Genomic DNA, 17,008 nt, shown 5'->3' with positions numbered 1-17,008 from the left:
CTTCAGTTTGTCAAGGACAACTCCCTTTCGCTCGCGATGTTCGCCCTCTTCGTGATCTGCCTTGTCGGTCACAGCGTGGCCAGCTGGCGATTGCAGGACGATCAGTTGACGCAGCAAGGCAAGGCAGCGATCAGCTACTGGCAGAATATGGCCAGCAGCAGTTATCTACAGGAACTGGCAAGCAACTGGCAGGCCGCCTTCCTGCAGTTGACCTCGCTGATCGTGTTCAGCGTCATCCTCTACCAGCGCGGTGCACCTCACTCACGTGATCCGGACACGCGCAAGAGTCAAGGCGATAAGCATGCGATAGAAGCCGGTTTTTCGTGGCTCTACCGACACTCGCTATCGGTGATGTTCGGCGGGCTTTTTTTACTGACTTTCGCGCTGCATATCGTCTCCGGCGCCTTCGCCTACAACGCCCAACTTGCGTTGCAGCATCAGCCACCGATCTCCTTCGGCGCGTTCCTCGTCTCCGCCCAGTTCTGGTCGTCCACGCTGGAAACCTGGCAGGCGGAATACCTCACCATCGCCGTATACATCGTGCTCAGCATCTTCCTGCGCCAGCAGGATTCTGCCGAGTCCAAACCGGTTGAATCGAGCGATGAGGACACGGGCAAATCGAACGACTGAGCCATCCCTGGCCGAGTGAACGGCCCTGGTCGTCGAGGATGCCGACAAACGCATCGGCAATGCGCTCGCCGCGCTGGGTCATCGCCTGTTCGCCGGCGATCAACATCCGTATGCGCTCCCGGCAACCCGACACATCAAAAGCAGAATCTTCGGCGACTTGATTGCCTGCGTTCGGGGTTACACGAAACCATTCTTCCTGTGCCAACCAACCCCATGGGGCGGTGATGACAACCCGCACCCCATGCATGGCGTTCACCACACCTCCCCCTGGCTGCGCTGGGTCGTGCGTGGCGGCATCGCGGCGCAGGGGTTGATCGCCTTGCTGATCGGCAGCTTGGCGCTGGCTGGTGCGTGCAACCCCGACTAGCACACCAGCGGCTCATGGGGTGCCAGGTCGCATCTGGCGCATGCTCCGTTGGGAAAGGAAGACGGGGCATGACTCGAGTTCGCTGAGTGCAGACGTAGGTGGAGGTGAAGTCGGGGAGCAGGTCACCGCAGAACAGCCAGGCGGGGCATTCGTACACAACGGGGGCGGCATCGCACGTTCATCGCAACGTCGATCATCGGAACGCAATGTGCGTGAACGTACAGTGCGAAGCTACGTGCATGAAGTAAAAACGTACCTGTAGGTCGTGGTTTCAGAAGCTGCGGCGTAATCGTGGTGCTCCGGGCGATTTGACCGCAGCTGCATGCCGCGGTACGTGCAAGTGGATCATGGCCGCCCGTGATCGTCGACAGTTCGACGATCAAACAACACGCACCGAAACACGCGACCCGCATTGGGTTCCATGGAAAGACCAATGGACACAGCCAACACCAGATCGGATGCCCTGGTATTTTTCGGGGCCACCGGCGATCTGGCCTACAAGCAGATCTACCCAGCATTGCAGGCCATGATGCTCCAGGACAGCCTGGATCTTCCGATCATCTGTGTGGCGCACTCCAACTGGACCCTGGAACAATTGCGGCAGCGTGCCCATGACAGCCTCGCGCAATTCGCCAAGGATCACGGCACTGACGTCGACGAGGCCGCATTCAAGAAACTCTCTGCCCGGTTCCAATATATCGAAGGCGACTACAACGACAAGGGAACGTTCAGGAAACTGAAAAAAGCGCTTGGCGACTCTTGCCGACCTCTCCACTATCTGGCGATTCCACCGAGCCTGTTCAGTACTGTCGTCACGGGTCTGGAGAAATCCGGCTGTGCCGACCAGGCGCGGGTGATGGTGGAGAAACCATTTGGTCGTGATCTGTCCTCGGCGAAACAGCTCAACAGCATCCTGAAGTCTGCGTTTCCGGACGGTTCAATCTTCCGTATTGATCACTTTCTGGCGAAGGAAGCGATCATGAACATCCTGTACTTTCGCTTCGCTAATTCGTTCCTGGAACCGATCTGGAATCGCAACTGCGTAGCGAGTGTCCAGATCACCCTGGCGGAAGATTTCGGAGTGGGCGCGCGTGGCTCGTTCTACGAAACGGCGGGATGTCTGCGCGACGTCGTCCAGAACCATCTTTTCCAGATTGTCGCGTTGCTTGCCATGGAACCGCCGGCTTACCAGGGCTTTGGCGCGGTACATGTCGAGAAAGCGAAAGTGTTCCAGGCCATGCGTCCTGTGCAGCCGGACGATCTTGTGCGAGGGCAGTACGACGGCTACCTGAAAGAACAGGGCGTGGACAAGAACTCCGATGTCGAAACCTTGTGCGCCCTGAGGGTTTTCATCGATTCGTGGCGCTGGGAGGGTGTGCCATGGTACCTGCGCTCCGGCAAGTGTCTGGCGACGACGGCGACCGAGGTTCTGGTCGAATTGAAGCCGCCACCGCAAAAGCTGTTCGATGACTCGACACCGACAAGTGGGCGCGCCAATTATCTGCGTTTCCGGATCTCTCCCGGATCCGCCGTTGCACTGGCTGCGCGCGTCAAGCGCGCCGGAAAGCAGTTCATCGGTGATCAGCGTGAGCTCTACTTGCTCGAAAATCAGCCTGGCGATGAAGCGCCCTACACGCGCCTGCTGGGTGACGCCATGGTGGGCGACGGCGCTTTGTTCACCCGCGAGGACGCTGTCGAAGCCGCGTGGACGGTGGTCGAGCCGGTTCTGGAGAACCACCATCGTGCCCTGTCCTACGCATGCGGCAGTTGGGGACCCAGTGAGGCTGATGCGCTCATCGCGAGTGACGGCCATTGGCACAACCCCGCGGCGGAGCCGGCACGACCATGACGACCACGGGCACCAGCGTATTTTTGCTTGATGTCGACAACACGCTGCTCGACAACGACCGGTTCGAGGCGGACCTGAAGGATCACCTCGAGCATGAGTTCGGCGCCGAGTCCAGGCAGCAATACATGGATATCTATGAGTCATTGCGGGAAGAGCTCGGCTACGCGGATTTTCTGGGCGCCTTGCAGCGTTATCGAGTGAGCAACCTGGATGAGCCGAGATTGCTTCTCATGTCGTCATTTCTGGTGGACTATCCGTTTGCACGAAGGCTTTATCCGGCAGCTCTCGATGTCATCCAGCATCTGGGCAACCATGGTCGGACCGTCATCCTGTCCGATGGCGACGCGGTGTTTCAGCCACGCAAGGTGCAGTGTTCCGGACTTTGGGACGCGGTCAGCGGCCGTGTGCTGATCTACATCCACAAGGAACAGATGCTGGATGCGGTGGTCCGCCGGTTCCCGGCGCGGCACTACATCATCATCGACGACAAGCCGCGGATTCTCCAGGCGATGAAAGAGGTCCTCGGGGATCGTCTGACCACGGTATTCGTGCGCCAGGGACACTACGCGCTGGATCCCGACAACAGCAAGGGATATCGCCCGCCCGACGTCGTCGTTGAAGGCATCGGCGACCTCCTCGAGCTGGACCCTTCCACTCTGCGCAACCGCGCGACTGCCTAATCCTGGATAGTGAGGTCTTCATGAAAGCCACCAAGCAACTACATGATCTCGGCCAAAGCCTATGGCTGGACAACATCACGCGCACATTGCTCGATGACGGTACGCTGGCCCGTTACATTGCCGAGGACTCGATTACCGGGCTGACCTCCAATCCGAGCATTTTCGATGCCGCGATTGGCGAAGGCGATGCATACGACGCGGCGATTCGCACAAGGACGATGGCGGGTCTGAACGGTGAAGCCCTGTTCATCGACCTTGCATTGGATGATCTGCGCCGCGCCGCCGCGCTTTTTCGCCCGGTCTTCGACGCGACCCATCAAGTCGATGGCTGGGTCTCGATGGAGGTCTCGCCTTTGCTCGCAGCCGACACCAAGGGCTCGATCGCAGCGGCGAGACAGATCCATGCGCAAGCCGGGCAGGACAACCTGTTGGTCAAGATTCCAGGAACGCCGCAAGGCATTCCCGCGATCGAGGAGGCGATTTTTCTCGGTATTCCGATCAATGTGACGCTGCTGTTTTCATGCAGGCAATATCTTGCCGCCGCCGAAGCGTATATGCGCGGTATCGAACGCAGGATCGCGGCCGGACGGGATCCTCAAGTCGCCTCGGTCGCTTCGCTGTTCATCAGTCGCTGGGACGTCGCCGGCAACAAACGGTTGCCGAAGCATTTGCACAATCGACTCGGGGTCGCCGTAGGCCTGCAAACCTATCGAGCATATCGCCAATTGCTCGCTTCATCCGGCTGGCAGAAACTCGCCGCTGCCGGCGCGCAGCCGCAACGCGTGTTGTGGGCAAGTACGGGAACCAAGGATGCATCGGCACCCGACACGCTCTACATCAGCGCACTCGCCGCGCCCGATACGATAAACACCATGCCTGAAAAGACCCTGCATGCATTCGCCGATCACGGCGTGCTGCAGGGTGCGATATCACCCGATGGCGGCAATGCCGATGTGATCATCGCGGAAATCACAAAGTCGGGCATCGATATCGACACATGGGCCACGCGATTGCAGGTGGAGGGCGCGCAGGCATTCGTCCGGTCGTGGCAGGAACTGTTGCAGCGGGTCGCCGACAAGACGAATCACCTCGAAACGAAGGCGAAAGCGGCGGCCGCAGGATGACCAGTCCGGATCTGGTCACTCGTCCGCAATGGCAGGCGCTCAAGAAGCACTTTGCCCAGAGCGGTCAGCAGCACCTGAGGGATCTGTTTGCGGCCGATTCAACGCGCAGCGAACGCTTCACGGTGGAAGCCTGCGGCCTGTACCTTGATTATTCAAAACAGCGCATCGTTGACCAAACGATGCGCCTGCTGCGTGAACTGGCCGAGTGCTGCGGTGTGCCCGAGCGCATCCAGGCGATGTTCCGCGGCGAACGCATCAACACGACGGAAAAGCGCGCAGTGTTGCATATTGCGTTGCGCGCCCCGGCCGGCGAAAAAATATCGGTCGATGGCAGGGATGTTGTTGAAGACGTGAACACAGTGCTCGACCGCATGGCCGAATTCTGCGAGCAGGTCCGTGATGGCACCTGGCTGGGACACAGCGGCAAGCGCATTCGCAACATCGTCAGCATCGGCATCGGCGGGTCCGATCTCGGTCCGGTCATGGCCTATGAGGCATTGCGCCATTACAGCCGTCGAGACATGAGGTTCCGTTTCGTCTCCAATGTCGATGGCACGGATTTCGTTGAAGCCACCCATGATCTGGACGCGAACGAGACGTTGTTCATCATCTGCTCGAAAACCTTCACGACGCTCGAGACCATGACCAATGCGCATGCCGCACGCGCGTGGCTGCTCAAGCAAAGCGGAACCGAACATGCGATCGCCAAACATTTCGTCGCCGTTTCGAGCAACGCCGAGGAAGTCCAAAAATTCGGCATCGACAGCGCGCACATGTTCCGCTTCTGGGACTGGGTCGGCGGCCGTTACTCGATGGATTCGGCCATTGGTCTGTCGACGATGCTGGCGATCGGCCCCGATCATTTCCGCCAGATGCTGGCTGGCTTCCACGCGATGGACGAGCATTTCCGCTCTGCTCCGCTGGAGCGCAATCTGCCGGTGCTGATGGCGTTGCTTGCAGTCTGGAACAACAATTTCCTCGCTGCGGCGACCGTTGCGGTGGTGCCGTACGATCAGTACCTGAAGCGCTTTACGGCCTATCTGCAACAGTTGACGATGGAGAGCAACGGCAAGCACGTCACGCTCGACGGCAAGCAAGTCGGCTACGCCACGGGTCCGGTCTACTGGGGCGAGCCCGGCAGCAACGGGCAGCATTCCTTTTTTCAATTGATCCACCAGGGCACGCGCATCGTGCCTTGCGATTTCATCGGATTCGGCCAGCCGCTGAATGCGCTTGGCGATCAGCATGATGTGTTGATGGCGAATCTGATCGCGCAGGGCGAGGCGCTGGCGTTCGGCAAGACCGCAGACCAGGTCCGCGCCGAAGGCACGGACGAAGCCCTGGTGCCGCACCGCACATTCGAGGGCAACCGGCCAAGCAACACGATTCTGGCTGCCAAACTTACCCCGCATGCTCTCGGTACCCTGGTGGCGCTGTATGAACACAGCGTCTTCGTGCAAGGCGTGATCTGGAACATCGACTCGTTCGATCAGTGGGGTGTTGAACTGGGCAAGCAGTTGGCCCGGAAAACCATCGCCGAGCTCAGCCCGAAAACCTTGCCGAACCTTTCCCATGACAGTTCGACCAATGCGTTGATCCGTCGCTATCGCCAATTGCGCGACAGCGACCATCCGGGAGGCGTCGCATGAGCCAGAAGATCAGTTCACTTGCGGGTTTGCCCGCACCGAAATCGATCCTCGTCGATGTACCCAAATTGCTGGCCGCCTATGCCGATCTGAAGCCCGATCCGGATGTGCCGGAGCAACGCGTGAGCTTCGGCACGTCCGGACATCGCGGCAGCTCGCTCAATTGCAGCTTCAACGAACAGCATATCCTGGCGATCAGTCAGGCGATCTGCGACTTGCGAAAGAGCAAGGGGATCGACGGACCATTGTTCATCGGCGCAGATACGCATGCGTTATCGCAGCCCGCGTTCGAAACCGCGTTGCAAGTGCTTGCTGCCAATGCCGTGCACGCGATGATTTCGACGAACGGAGAGTTCACGCCGACGCCGGCCATCTCGCACGCGATTCTGGTCCATAACCGTGGCCGCTCGTCCGGACTGGCCGACGGCATCGTCATCACACCATCACACAATCCGCCGGACAACGGCGGCTTCAAGTACAACCCTGCAAACGGGGGTCCCGCGAGCACCGAGGTCACCGACTGGATCCAGAAACGCGCCAATGAGCTGCTTGAAGGCAACCTCAAACAAGTCAGGCACATGCCGTTCATGCAGGCGCGCAAGGCTGCGACGACACGGCAGCACGACTATCTGAACAGCTATGTCGCTGACCTGGTCAATGTGATCGATCTGGAAGCGATCCGCAGCGCCGGCATTCACATGGGCGTCGATCCGCTCGGCGGTGCCGGTGTGCACTACTGGGCATCCATTGCCGAACGTTATCAACTTGATCTGACTGTGGTCAGCACGGAAGTCGATGTGCAATTCGCATTCATGACCGTGGACTGGGATGGCAAGATCCGGATGGATCCTTCCTCGTCATACGCGATGCAACGGCTTATCGGACTCAAGGACCAGTACGACATCGCTTTTGCTTGCGATACCGACCATGACCGCCATGGCATCGTCACCCACAGCGGCGGATTGATGCAGCCCAATCACTATCTTTCGGTGTTGATCGATGATCTGTTCCAACATCGACCCCAGTGGAGTACGCAGGCCGGTGTCGGCAAGACCGTAGTGAGCACCGCGCTGATCGATCGTGTTGCAAAGCGGCTGGGACGCAATCTGCTTGAAGTGCCGGTCGGCTTCAAATGGTTTTCGCAGGGACTGTTCGATGGCTCGCTGGGCTTCGGCTGCGAGGAAAGTGCAGGCGCGTCGCTATTGCGTCACGACGGTTCGGTATGGACCACCGACAAGGATGGTCTTGTGCCCGCGTTGCTCTCGGCGGAAATCCTCGCGCGACGGGACAAGGATCCGAGCGAACTGTATGCGCAACTCACACGCGATCTTGGCACCCCTTTCGCCGATCGGGTCGAAGCGGCCGCCACGCCGGAACAGAAATCCAAGCTGGCCAAGTTGTCGCCAGATCAGTTGCAGCTCGATCAATTGGCAGGCGAGAAAATTGAACAAGTGCTCGACCATGCACCCGGCAACAAAGCAGCGATTGGCGGGATCAAGGTGATTGCCGCCAACGGCTGGTTTGCAGCGCGGCCATCCGGCACCGAGGCGATCTACAAGATCTACGCCGAAAGTTTCAACCATGAGGGGCACCTGAAAGAGATCCTCAAGGAGGCCCAGCAGATCGTCGACGCGGCCATTGCCTGAAGTGCCATGGCGTCAACCCAACCTGTGCAAGGTATCACCATGTCCGAAAATCTCGACCAGCAATGTATCGACACACTACGTTTCCTGTCGGTGGACATGGTGCAGAAGGCCGAAAGTGGTCATCCTGGCCTGCCGCTTGGTGCCGCGCCAATGGCCTACGTACTGTGGACCCGGCACCTCAAGCACCATCCGGAGAATCCGCACTGGGTCGATCGCGACCGATTCGTGCTCTCGGCCGGGCATGGTTCGGCACTGCTCTACAGCCTGCTGCACATGACCGGCTACGATCTTTCGCAGGACGATATCAAGAATTTCCGCCAGTGGGGAAGCAAGACGCCGGGGCATCCCGAACGTGGCCACACGCCGGGCGTCGAAGTGACTACGGGTCCGCTCGGCCAGGGATTGGCGAACGCGGTTGGCATGGCGATCGGCGAGGCGCATCTTGCAGCTTGCTACAACCGCGACGGCCATCAGCTGATTGACCATCACACCTGGGCGATCGTCAGCGATGGCGACCTGATGGAGGGACTGGCATCCGAAGCCGCGTCACTGGCAGGACACTTGAAGCTAGGCAAGCTGATTTGCCTGTACGACGACAATTCCGTCACCTTGTCGGCCGGCACGGATATGACCTTTACCGAAGATCGCGCCAGACGTTTCCAGGCCTATGGTTGGCAGACCATCAGCGTCGCCGATGGTAACGATGTTGCCGCGATCCACGCCGCCCTGGATGCTGCACGTGCCGAAGCCGCGCGGCCATCGCTGATCCTGGTGCGCACACATATCGGTTTCGGTTCGCCCGAGCAGGACAGCTTCCTGGCGCATGGTTCGCCGCTTGGCGTCGAGGACGTGAGGAAGACGAAACAGAAACTGGGATGGCCGGTCCAGCCGACGTTTCTGATTCCGGCGCCGGCGCTTGCGCATTTTCGCCAGGCGCTGGATCGCGGCCTGAAGGCAGAAACGCAATGGAATGGTCGTCTTGACGCCTACGACAAGGCATTCCCCGGGCAGTCAAGAGAACTGCAACAACGCCTGCGCGGCGAACTGGCAAGCGGCTGGGACGAGGACATTCCGTCATTTCCCGCCGATGCCAAGGGCATGTCCACGCGTGTCGCAGGAGGCATCGTGATGAATGCCATCTCGGCGAAGGTGGCCGCGCTTTTCGGCGGCTCGGCCGATCTGGATCCATCCACGCATACCGCACTGAAAGGGCTGGGCGATTTCAACCCGCACGTGACGTCGGGAGAGGACACCCAGGGTTCGGACGCGGCCGGGTGGAGCCGCAAAGGCCGAAACCTGCACTCAGGCGTTCGCGAACACGCCATGGGCGCCATCGTCAATGGGCTGGCCGCACACGGCGGCTTCGTACCCTACGGGGCCACGTTCCTGATTTTTTCAGACTACATGCGTCCGGCGATCCGGCTGGCCGCGTTGATGGGCATTCATGTCGTGCACGCCTTCACCCACGACAGCATTGCGCTGGGCGAAGACGGGCCGACACATCAGCCGGTGGAGCAGTTGGCCAACTTGCGCGCGATTCCCAACGTTGTCCTGATCCGGCCCTGCGATGCGAACGAGACCGCGGTGGCATGGAAAGTCGCCATGGAAACCCGCGATCGACCGGTACTGCTTGCGCTGACTCGACAGGACTTGGTCACTCTTGACCGCAACCGATACGGCAGCGCAGAAGGTCTGCGGCGCGGTGCATACGTACTGAGCGAAGCCGAGCATGGCCAGCCCTCGCTCATCCTCATCGCCAGCGGCTCGGAAGTCGGTCTCATCCTGGCGGCCGCTGAGCTTTTGCAAAGTGAGGGGACCGCCGTGCGCTGTGTTTCGATGCCGAGCTGGGCGTTGTTCGAGTCCCAGCCAGAGTCATACCGCGATGCGGTGCTGCCGCCGGAAGTGAGCGCGCGACTTGCCGTGGAGCTGGGCGTTACGCAAGGCTGGGAACGATACACCGGTGCGCATGGCGACATCCTCGGGATCAATCACTTCGGGGCCTCCGCCCCGGCCGCAATCCTGCTTCCCGAATTCGGTTTCACCGTCGACAACGTGGTGGCGCACGCCAGGAAACTCAGCAACCCCTGACCCGGAAATGGCTGCAGGCGCTCTCGCTTCGGACTTGATCGGGTGGCCACCGAATTTGTTGCGCATCGCGGATACCAGCTTGTCGGTGAATGATTCGACATCGCGAGAGCGCAGTCGCTCAATGAGCGACAGGGTCATCACTGGCGCGGTCACGGCCAGGCCGATTGCCTCATCGACGGTCCAGCGTCCTTCACCGCAATCCACGGCGTACGGCGCGATTCCATCCATCGTTGGATTCTTGTCCCATGCCTCGGTGGAATGACGAGACGCTGCAGATTCCGGACCGAAGTGGCTTCGGTGCGAACCCGGCTCGTATGGCGGCGTTCGGCAGCGTACAGACGGATGCTGCTGTCCGGTTCAGACTGGGTAGCGATCGAGCTGGCAACGCCCAGCGTGGACGCGGCGCCATACCTGCCTTGAAGCTGGCGTAACGTGAAGTGCATACGTCAAACATGCGGTAACGCAATTGAAGTCGCCGCAGGAATTTCAAAGGAACGGACCCCATGCCGTTGCAAGTCATAGCCGCCAGGCGCGCGCGCCTGCTTTCCAACGGCAATTACACCGTGATGCTCACCGACGTGGCGTCCGGCTTCAGCCGATGGAACGATCTTGCGATAACGCGCTGGCGCGAAGACCCCACCTGCGACGCATGGGGAAGCTACATCCTGTTCACCGATATGGACAGCGGCGAAGTCTGGTCGGCCGGCATGCAACCATGCGGCTTGCCTGAGCATGACTACGCGGTCATGCCGTCCGATGTGGGCGTCCGCTTTCAGCGACGCGGGGAAACGCTCACCACGGTACTCGACGTCATGGTCGACGGCGAGCACGATGCAGAAGTCCGTGCAATCACCCTCGTCAATCATGGCGATACTGTGCGCAATATCAGCGTGACCTCCTACGCCGAACTCGTGCTCGGTTCCGATGCGGCTGATGCAACGCATCCTGCATTTTCGAAGATGTTCGTCGTGACCGAATGGGTGGAGCAGGACGGCATCCTCCTCGCGACGCGGCGTCATCGTGCTCCCGACGATCCGCATGTATGGGCTGCGCATGTTGCCGTCGCGCAAGATGCAACAAAGACGTCCGAGTTCGAAAGCGATCGCGCTCGATTCATCGGGCGTGGACGCAGCTTGCGCAATGCCTTGGCGATGCGGCCCGATTGCACGCTGTCGAATACGGCGGGATGCGTGCTCGATCCCGTCTTCAGCCTGCGTCGGCGCGTGAAAGTCGCAGCAGGCGAAAGCGTGAGGATCGAATTCTGGACGTGTGCTGCTGCGACCCGTGATGCAGCGCTCGCGATGGCCCGCGATCGGGCCGCGCAAGGCACCTTCGGCATCGCGCATGCGAGTGCAAAGCTATATGTGGCCAACGAGAGCGAACGCCTCACAATCGGCAAGACAGCAACGCAGCGCTGTCAGCGTCTGGTCTATCCGTTGCTGTATGCAGACGCTTTGTGGCGCGGGCCGGCCGTGCAGATCGCGGCTGCAAGCGGTGGTGCGCCGGTGCTCTGGGCGAAGGGTATTTCCGGAGACAGACCGATCATTTCAATGCGGATCGACGAGCTTGCAGATCTCGACCATGTGCGTGGGTTGCTCCAAGCGCAGCGGTTCTTGCGCGGACGGCGACTTTGCGTTGATGTGGTGCTTCTGGATGGCGCTTCGGTCAGCGATGAAGATCCGCTCTGGGCCGCACTGCAGGCGCTGGCAACCAAGCAGAACCAGAAACTGCAGTCAGACAAGAATGCTTCGGACAAGGCGGTGTTCGTGTTGCGCGATCACGACATCGATCAAGGCTTGCGCGATGGATTGGCTGCCGTGGCCCGCGTGGTTCTGGATGCAGCGCAGGGCGGAATGGATCGCGCGGTGGAAAGCCCCGAGGTGCTTGCTCAATCTGCGCATGTCGGCAGTGCTGCAACGCTTGCGCCCACCGCCAGGCCCACGCCTGCGACTTTGGTCATGCGCAAGGCGCCTGCTGTCTCCAGCAGCAGTCTTCTGGACCACACCTCGAAGGCGACCCAATTCGATTGCGGCTACGGCGGGTTCGCCGATTCAGGACGCACCTATGTGATCACGCTTGACGCTGAGCGCTGCACGCCGATGCCATGGACCAATGTCATTGCCAATCCGCAATTCGGCTTTCTGGCCACTGCGGATGGCGGGGGTCACACCTTTGCGGTCAATAGCCAGCTCAATCCGCTGACGCCTTGGCCGAACGACCCTGTCAGCGACAGTCCATGCGAAGTGCTTTATCTGCGTGATATCGATAGTGGGGAACTCTGGAGCGCGACTGCGTTGCCGATCCGCGTGCCGACCTCCAGCTACCGGATCGAGCACGCCCATGGGTACAGCCGTTATGGCCACACTGCGCATGGAATCGAAACCGAGTTGACGCAATTCGTACCGACCTGCGATCCGATCAAATTGTCCCGTTTGCGTATCTGCAACCGATCCGGTCGCGTTCGGCGGTTGTCGCTGACGGCGTATGTCGAATGGGCACTTGGTGCGAACGGCACAACGCCGACGCCCTATGTAGTGACGAGCATCGACCCGGCGACCGGCGCACTGTTTGCGCGCAACGCATGGCGGCCGCAATTGGGCAAACGTATTGCGTTTGCGGATCTGGGTGGATCGCAGTCCTCCTGGACGGGTGATCGCAACGAGTTTCTCGGCGATCTGGGCGCTGTCGATCGACCAGCAGCACTCTTGCGTGACGCCAGGCTGTCCGGTCGCGTCGGCGCCGCGCTCGACCCCTGCGCGGCGTTGCAGACGAGCATCGAATTGAACATCGATGCGCAGGTCGAAATCGTGTTCTTCCTCGGCCAATCCGAATCCACGACCGAGGCTCAAGCACTCATCGGCAAGTACCGGGCGGCCGATCCCCAGGTCGTGCTGCAGGAGGTCGTGTCGTTCTGGGACGACATGTTCGAAACCGTGCAGGTACATACCCCGGACCGCGCGATGGACCTGATGCTCAACGGTTGGCTGCTCTACCAGGCGCTTGCCTGCCGCGTGTGGGCACGCACGGCGTACTATCAATCGAGCGGTGCGTACGGATTTCGCGACCAGCTGCAGGACGTGATGGCGCTGTGCGTCGCGCAGCCGAAGATCGCCCGCGAACATCTTTTGCGCGCTAGCGGTCGGCAATTTGTCGAAGGTGACGTGCAGCACTGGTGGCTGCCGCCATCGGGGCAGGGCATTCGTACCCGCATCACCGACGATCGCATCTGGCTGCCTTACGTTGTGATGCACTACGTCGCTACCACCGCAGATGCAGCCGTGCTCGACGAGAGCGTGCCTTTTCTGCAGGGCGAGCTGCTCAAGGACGGAGAAAACGAATCGTTCTTCCAGCCTGTCGTGTCCAGCCAACTGGGCAGCGTATACGAGCACTGCGCGCGTGCGCTCGACAGCAGCCTTTCATTGGGAGCGCACGGATTGCCCCTATTTGGCACCGGCGACTGGAACGATGGAATGAACCAGGTCGGCCTGGGTGGCAAGGGGGAGAGTGTGTGGCTTGCGTGGCTGTTGCTCGACACGATCAGGCGTTTCACGCCGCTCGCGCTGGAGCGCCACGACCACGAACGCGTGCAGCGATGGAAAGCATTCGCGGCGACCGTAAAGACCGGGATCGAGGCCGCGGGCTGGGATGGCCAATGGTATCGCCGTGGTTATTACGACGATGGCTCGCCGCTCGGTTCGAGCAGCAATGATGCATGCAAGATCGACGCAATTGCCCAATCATGGAGTGTCATGTCAGGGCAAGCCGATCCTTCGCACTCGGTGTCGGCCATGCAGGCAGTCGATACCCGACTGATCGATCGCCACAACACGATCGCGCTGCTGTTCACACCTCCGTTTGAATGCACTGATCAGGAGCCTGGCTATATCAAGGGTTATCCACCGGGCATTCGCGAGAACGGAGGCCAGTACACGCATGGCTCAATCTGGTCGATATTCGCGTGGGCGGGTCTCGGCGAAGGTAACAAGGCCGGCGAGTTGTTTGACATCCTCAATCCGATCCGACACGCCGACAGCCCCGAGGCGATCGAGTGCTACAAGGTCGAGCCATACATTTCCTGTGCCGACGTGTATTCGGTCGAGCCGTTGACCGGGCGTGGCGGCTGGACCTGGTACAGCGGTTCAGCCGGCTGGCTTTATCGTGCCGGAGTCGAAGCGATTCTCGGTTTTTATCCATGCGGCGATCACCTGCTGATCGATCCGTGCATTCCCAAGACCTGGCCAGGTTTCAACATCGTTTATCGCTACCGTTCCTCGCGCTATACGATTGAAGTACAAAACCCGCTGGGTGTGTGCAGTGGCGTCGTAGGTGTCGTACTCGACGGCATCGATGCCGACCCCAAGGCATTGATCGGGACAGGCGTCCGTGTTCCCCTGATGGACGACGCCAGCGAGCATCGAGTGCGCATAGCACTCGGGTAGCGCGCTCGGGCTCGAACCCCTGTCCGCTATGCTGCTGATCGATGCAATGGGTCGTAAGTTCGCAGCATGGCCCTTTGCGAAGGCATGCACCTGAAATGCTGAAACGCACTGTCTTCAAAATGCCGCCAACATCGTATTTAAAGGAGTCACGACATGGTTGAACGCTACGCCGAAGACAGCGATCTTACCCCCGCCTATGGTTCACGCACCATGGACCACAGCATCCCCAAATACCGTCTGCCAGACGACGAGATGCCCGCCCAAACTGCCTATCGGATGATTCATGACGAGTTGATGCTGGATGGTAATGCCCGCCTGAACCTGGCCACTTTCGTAACCACCTGGATGGAGCCGGAAGCCGAGAAACTGATGGCGGAAACCTTCGAAAAAAACATGATCGACAAGGATGAATATCCCCAGACGGCGGAAATCGAAACGCGCTGTGTGAATATGCTGGTCCGGTTATTCAATGCGAATCCGGATGAAAACCCGATGGGTAGTTCCACGATAGGATCCAGCGAGGCGGTCATGCTGGCAGGCATGGCCCTCAAGTGGAACTGGCGCAAACGCCGTCAGCAGAAAGGTGCGTCAGCAACCACACCCAATCTGGTGATGGGACGCAGTGTGCAGGTTGTCTGGGAAAAGTTCTGCCGCTATTGGGAGGTGGAGCCGCGCTATATCCCGATGCGTTCGGATCGTTTCACCATTGAACCCGAGGAAGTGCTGGCACGGGTGGATGAAAACACCATAGGCGTGGTCACGGTGCTGGGGACAACCTTTACCGGTGCGTTCGACCCCATTGCCGAAATTCACGATGCGCTGGTTGACCACAACAAGAAGACCGGCCTGCAGGTGCCGATCCACGTGGACGCCGCCAGCGGAGGTTTTGTCGCGCCTTTTCTGCAACCTGATCTTGTTTGGGATTTTCGTTTGCCCAATGTTGTTTCCATCAACACATCGGGTCACAAATATGGACTGGTGTATCCCGGTGTCGGTTGGGCGCTCTGGCGTGGCGAATCCCATCTACCCGAGGAGCTGATATTCCATGTCAATTATCTCGGCGGAGACATGCCCACCTTTACCCTCAATTTTTCACGACCGGGCAATCAGATCATCGGGCAGTACTACAACCTGCTGCGCCTGGGCCGCGCGGGGTACACGCGGATCATGTGTAACCTGCGTGATACAGCCTTGTGGCTTTCCGGGAGTATTGCCCGCATGGGTCCTTTCATGCTGCTCAGTGATGGCAGCAGTATCCCGGTGTTTGCCATGCGGCTCAAAGACAGTTCACGCTTCACGGTATTCGACGTGTCCCGAAAGTTGCGCTTGCGCGGCTGGCAGGTGCCCGCCTATACCTTGCCGCAAGACGCCACCGAACTGGCCGTATTACGGCTGGTCATTCGCGAAGGGTTTTCCCGTGATATGGCCGATTTGCTGTTGAAGGATTTGAAACAGGCCGTCACCGATCTGGAGCAGGCACCACCTGCTCAAAAAAGTCAGGACGACGGACACTTTCACCACAATTAATAGGTACGCAAACGCGTAGGTGACACCATCGTCGCCAGGGCGTAGCCCGTATAAGGCTCCGGCCGCATCCGGGATGGGCCGTGGAACGGCCCTGCATGGCTTGCCTGGATGCAAGGGTTCCCCGGATGCGCTTTGCTTATCCGGGCTACGGCGCTGCCTGGAAGGGCGACACCATCGGGGACAAGGGATTCTCGAGGGGTGGCCCGGATAAGGCTCCGGCCGCATCCGGGATGGGCCGTGGAACGGCCCTGCATGGCTTGCCTGGATGCAAGGGTTTCCCGGATGCGCTTTGCTTATCCGGGCTACGGCGCTGCCTGGCAGGGCGACACCATCGTAGGCAAGGGATTCGCGAGGGCGTAGCCCGGATAAGGCTCCGGCCGCATCCGGGATGGGCCGCGGAACGGCCCTGCATGGGTTGCCTGGATGCAAGGGTTTCCCGGATGCGCTTTGCTTATCCGGGCTACGGCGATGCCTGGGAGGGCGACACCATCGTAGGCAAGGGATTCGCGAGGGCGTAGCCCGGATAAGGCTCGGGCCGCATCCGGGATGGGCCGTGGAACGGCCCTGCATGGGTTGCCTGGATGCAAGGGCTTCCCGGATGCGCTTTGCTTATCCGGGCTACGGCGCTTCTTCCTCAAAATCAAGGCCGCATTTCCCGGTAAGACACGAAGACCCTTTTTTGATCCCATGACGTCTGGTCAAGCGAAGGAACGCGGGTGATGACGTCGTGCATCCGGGCCTTCGCGGGATCGGGCGAGGGCCCTCCAAACCGCATGGAGAGGTGATTTTTGTGCCGCTGGTCGGAAAAAACACACCTTTCGTCAGTCGATGGCTGGTTTTCGACTGCGGGCCGCCTATGCTGTGTTCGGGGTACAAGCATCAAGGGGTTCCGATACATGATCCGCTTCCACACGTCACGGTGCGCCGACTGCGTGTCGCCGCATTCCGCTTCTGCTGATGGTCCCGCTGCATCGTCCGCGGGGTCTGTGCGTCGTGGCGCGCGCGGATTCAC

9 protein-coding genes and 1 pseudogene are annotated in these 17,008 nt (G+C 60.1%); 9 read left to right on the top strand and 1 reads right to left on the bottom strand.

What is annotated here, in order from left to right; translation table 11 throughout:
* From PF446_RS09380 to tkt, 7 genes are all read left to right on the top strand, one after another.
* Positions 1 to 630: DUF6766 family protein (locus PF446_RS09380; RefSeq protein ID WP_298071164.1), on the top strand; the 630-nt coding region annotated here is incomplete at its 5' end.
* Positions 631 to 1,430: 800 nt separating this feature from the next.
* On the top strand, positions 1,431 to 2,846 hold the full coding sequence (gene zwf, locus PF446_RS09375; protein WP_298071163.1) for a glucose-6-phosphate dehydrogenase: 1,416 nt from the start codon (positions 1,431 to 1,433) through the stop codon (positions 2,844 to 2,846).
* Positions 2,843 to 3,526 carry a haloacid dehalogenase-like hydrolase gene (locus PF446_RS09370; RefSeq protein WP_298071162.1) on the top strand — a complete coding sequence of 228 codons (684 nt, stop codon included), beginning with the start codon at positions 2,843 to 2,845 and terminating at the stop codon, positions 3,524 to 3,526. Before zwf ends, PF446_RS09370 begins: the two co-directional genes overlap by 4 nt.
* A gap of 20 nt (positions 3,527 to 3,546) precedes the next feature.
* Positions 3,547 to 4,650 (top strand): transaldolase, encoded by a 1,104-nt coding sequence (gene tal / locus PF446_RS09365; RefSeq protein ID WP_298071161.1) that lies wholly within the window; start codon positions 3,547 to 3,549, stop codon positions 4,648 to 4,650.
* Positions 4,647 to 6,299 (top strand): glucose-6-phosphate isomerase, encoded by a 1,653-nt coding sequence (pgi, locus tag PF446_RS09360; protein ID WP_298071160.1) that lies wholly within the window; start codon positions 4,647 to 4,649, stop codon positions 6,297 to 6,299. Before tal ends, pgi begins: the two co-directional genes overlap by 4 nt.
* The gene (pgm, locus tag PF446_RS09355; protein WP_298071159.1) at positions 6,296 to 7,942 is read left to right on the top strand and encodes a phosphoglucomutase (alpha-D-glucose-1,6-bisphosphate-dependent); all 1,647 of its coding nucleotides are present in this window, start codon (positions 6,296 to 6,298) and stop codon (positions 7,940 to 7,942) included. The genes pgi and pgm overlap by 4 nt, the downstream gene beginning before the upstream one ends.
* Before the next feature lie 39 nt (positions 7,943 to 7,981).
* Positions 7,982 to 10,030: a transketolase gene (tkt, locus tag PF446_RS09350; RefSeq protein WP_298071158.1), complete on the top strand. Its 2,049-nt coding sequence runs from the start codon at positions 7,982 to 7,984 to the stop codon at positions 10,028 to 10,030.
* A gap of 42 nt (positions 10,031 to 10,072) precedes the next feature.
* Here tkt and PF446_RS09345 read toward each other — a convergent pair.
* Positions 10,073 to 10,267: pseudogene (locus tag PF446_RS09345) on the bottom strand (6-phosphogluconate dehydrogenase); the annotation flags it as partial.
* A 266-nt stretch (positions 10,268 to 10,533) separates the two neighbouring features.
* On the opposite strand from PF446_RS09345, the gene PF446_RS09340 reads away from it, so the two are divergent.
* Positions 10,534 to 14,469: a glycosyl transferase family 36 gene (locus PF446_RS09340; protein ID WP_298071157.1), complete on the top strand. Its 3,936-nt coding sequence runs from the start codon at positions 10,534 to 10,536 to the stop codon at positions 14,467 to 14,469.
* A gap of 153 nt (positions 14,470 to 14,622) precedes the next feature.
* A complete protein-coding gene (locus PF446_RS09335) occupies positions 14,623 to 15,996 on the top strand; it encodes a glutamate decarboxylase (protein WP_298071156.1) in 1,374 nt (457 codons plus the stop codon).
* The last annotated feature ends 1,012 nt before the right edge of the window (positions 15,997 to 17,008 follow it).

Source organism: Oleiagrimonas sp., from assembly GCF_027858935.1.
In the GTDB taxonomy this organism is placed as follows: domain Bacteria; phylum Pseudomonadota; class Gammaproteobacteria; order Xanthomonadales; family Rhodanobacteraceae; genus Oleiagrimonas.
This window is presented reverse-complemented; position numbering and strand designations above follow the sequence as displayed.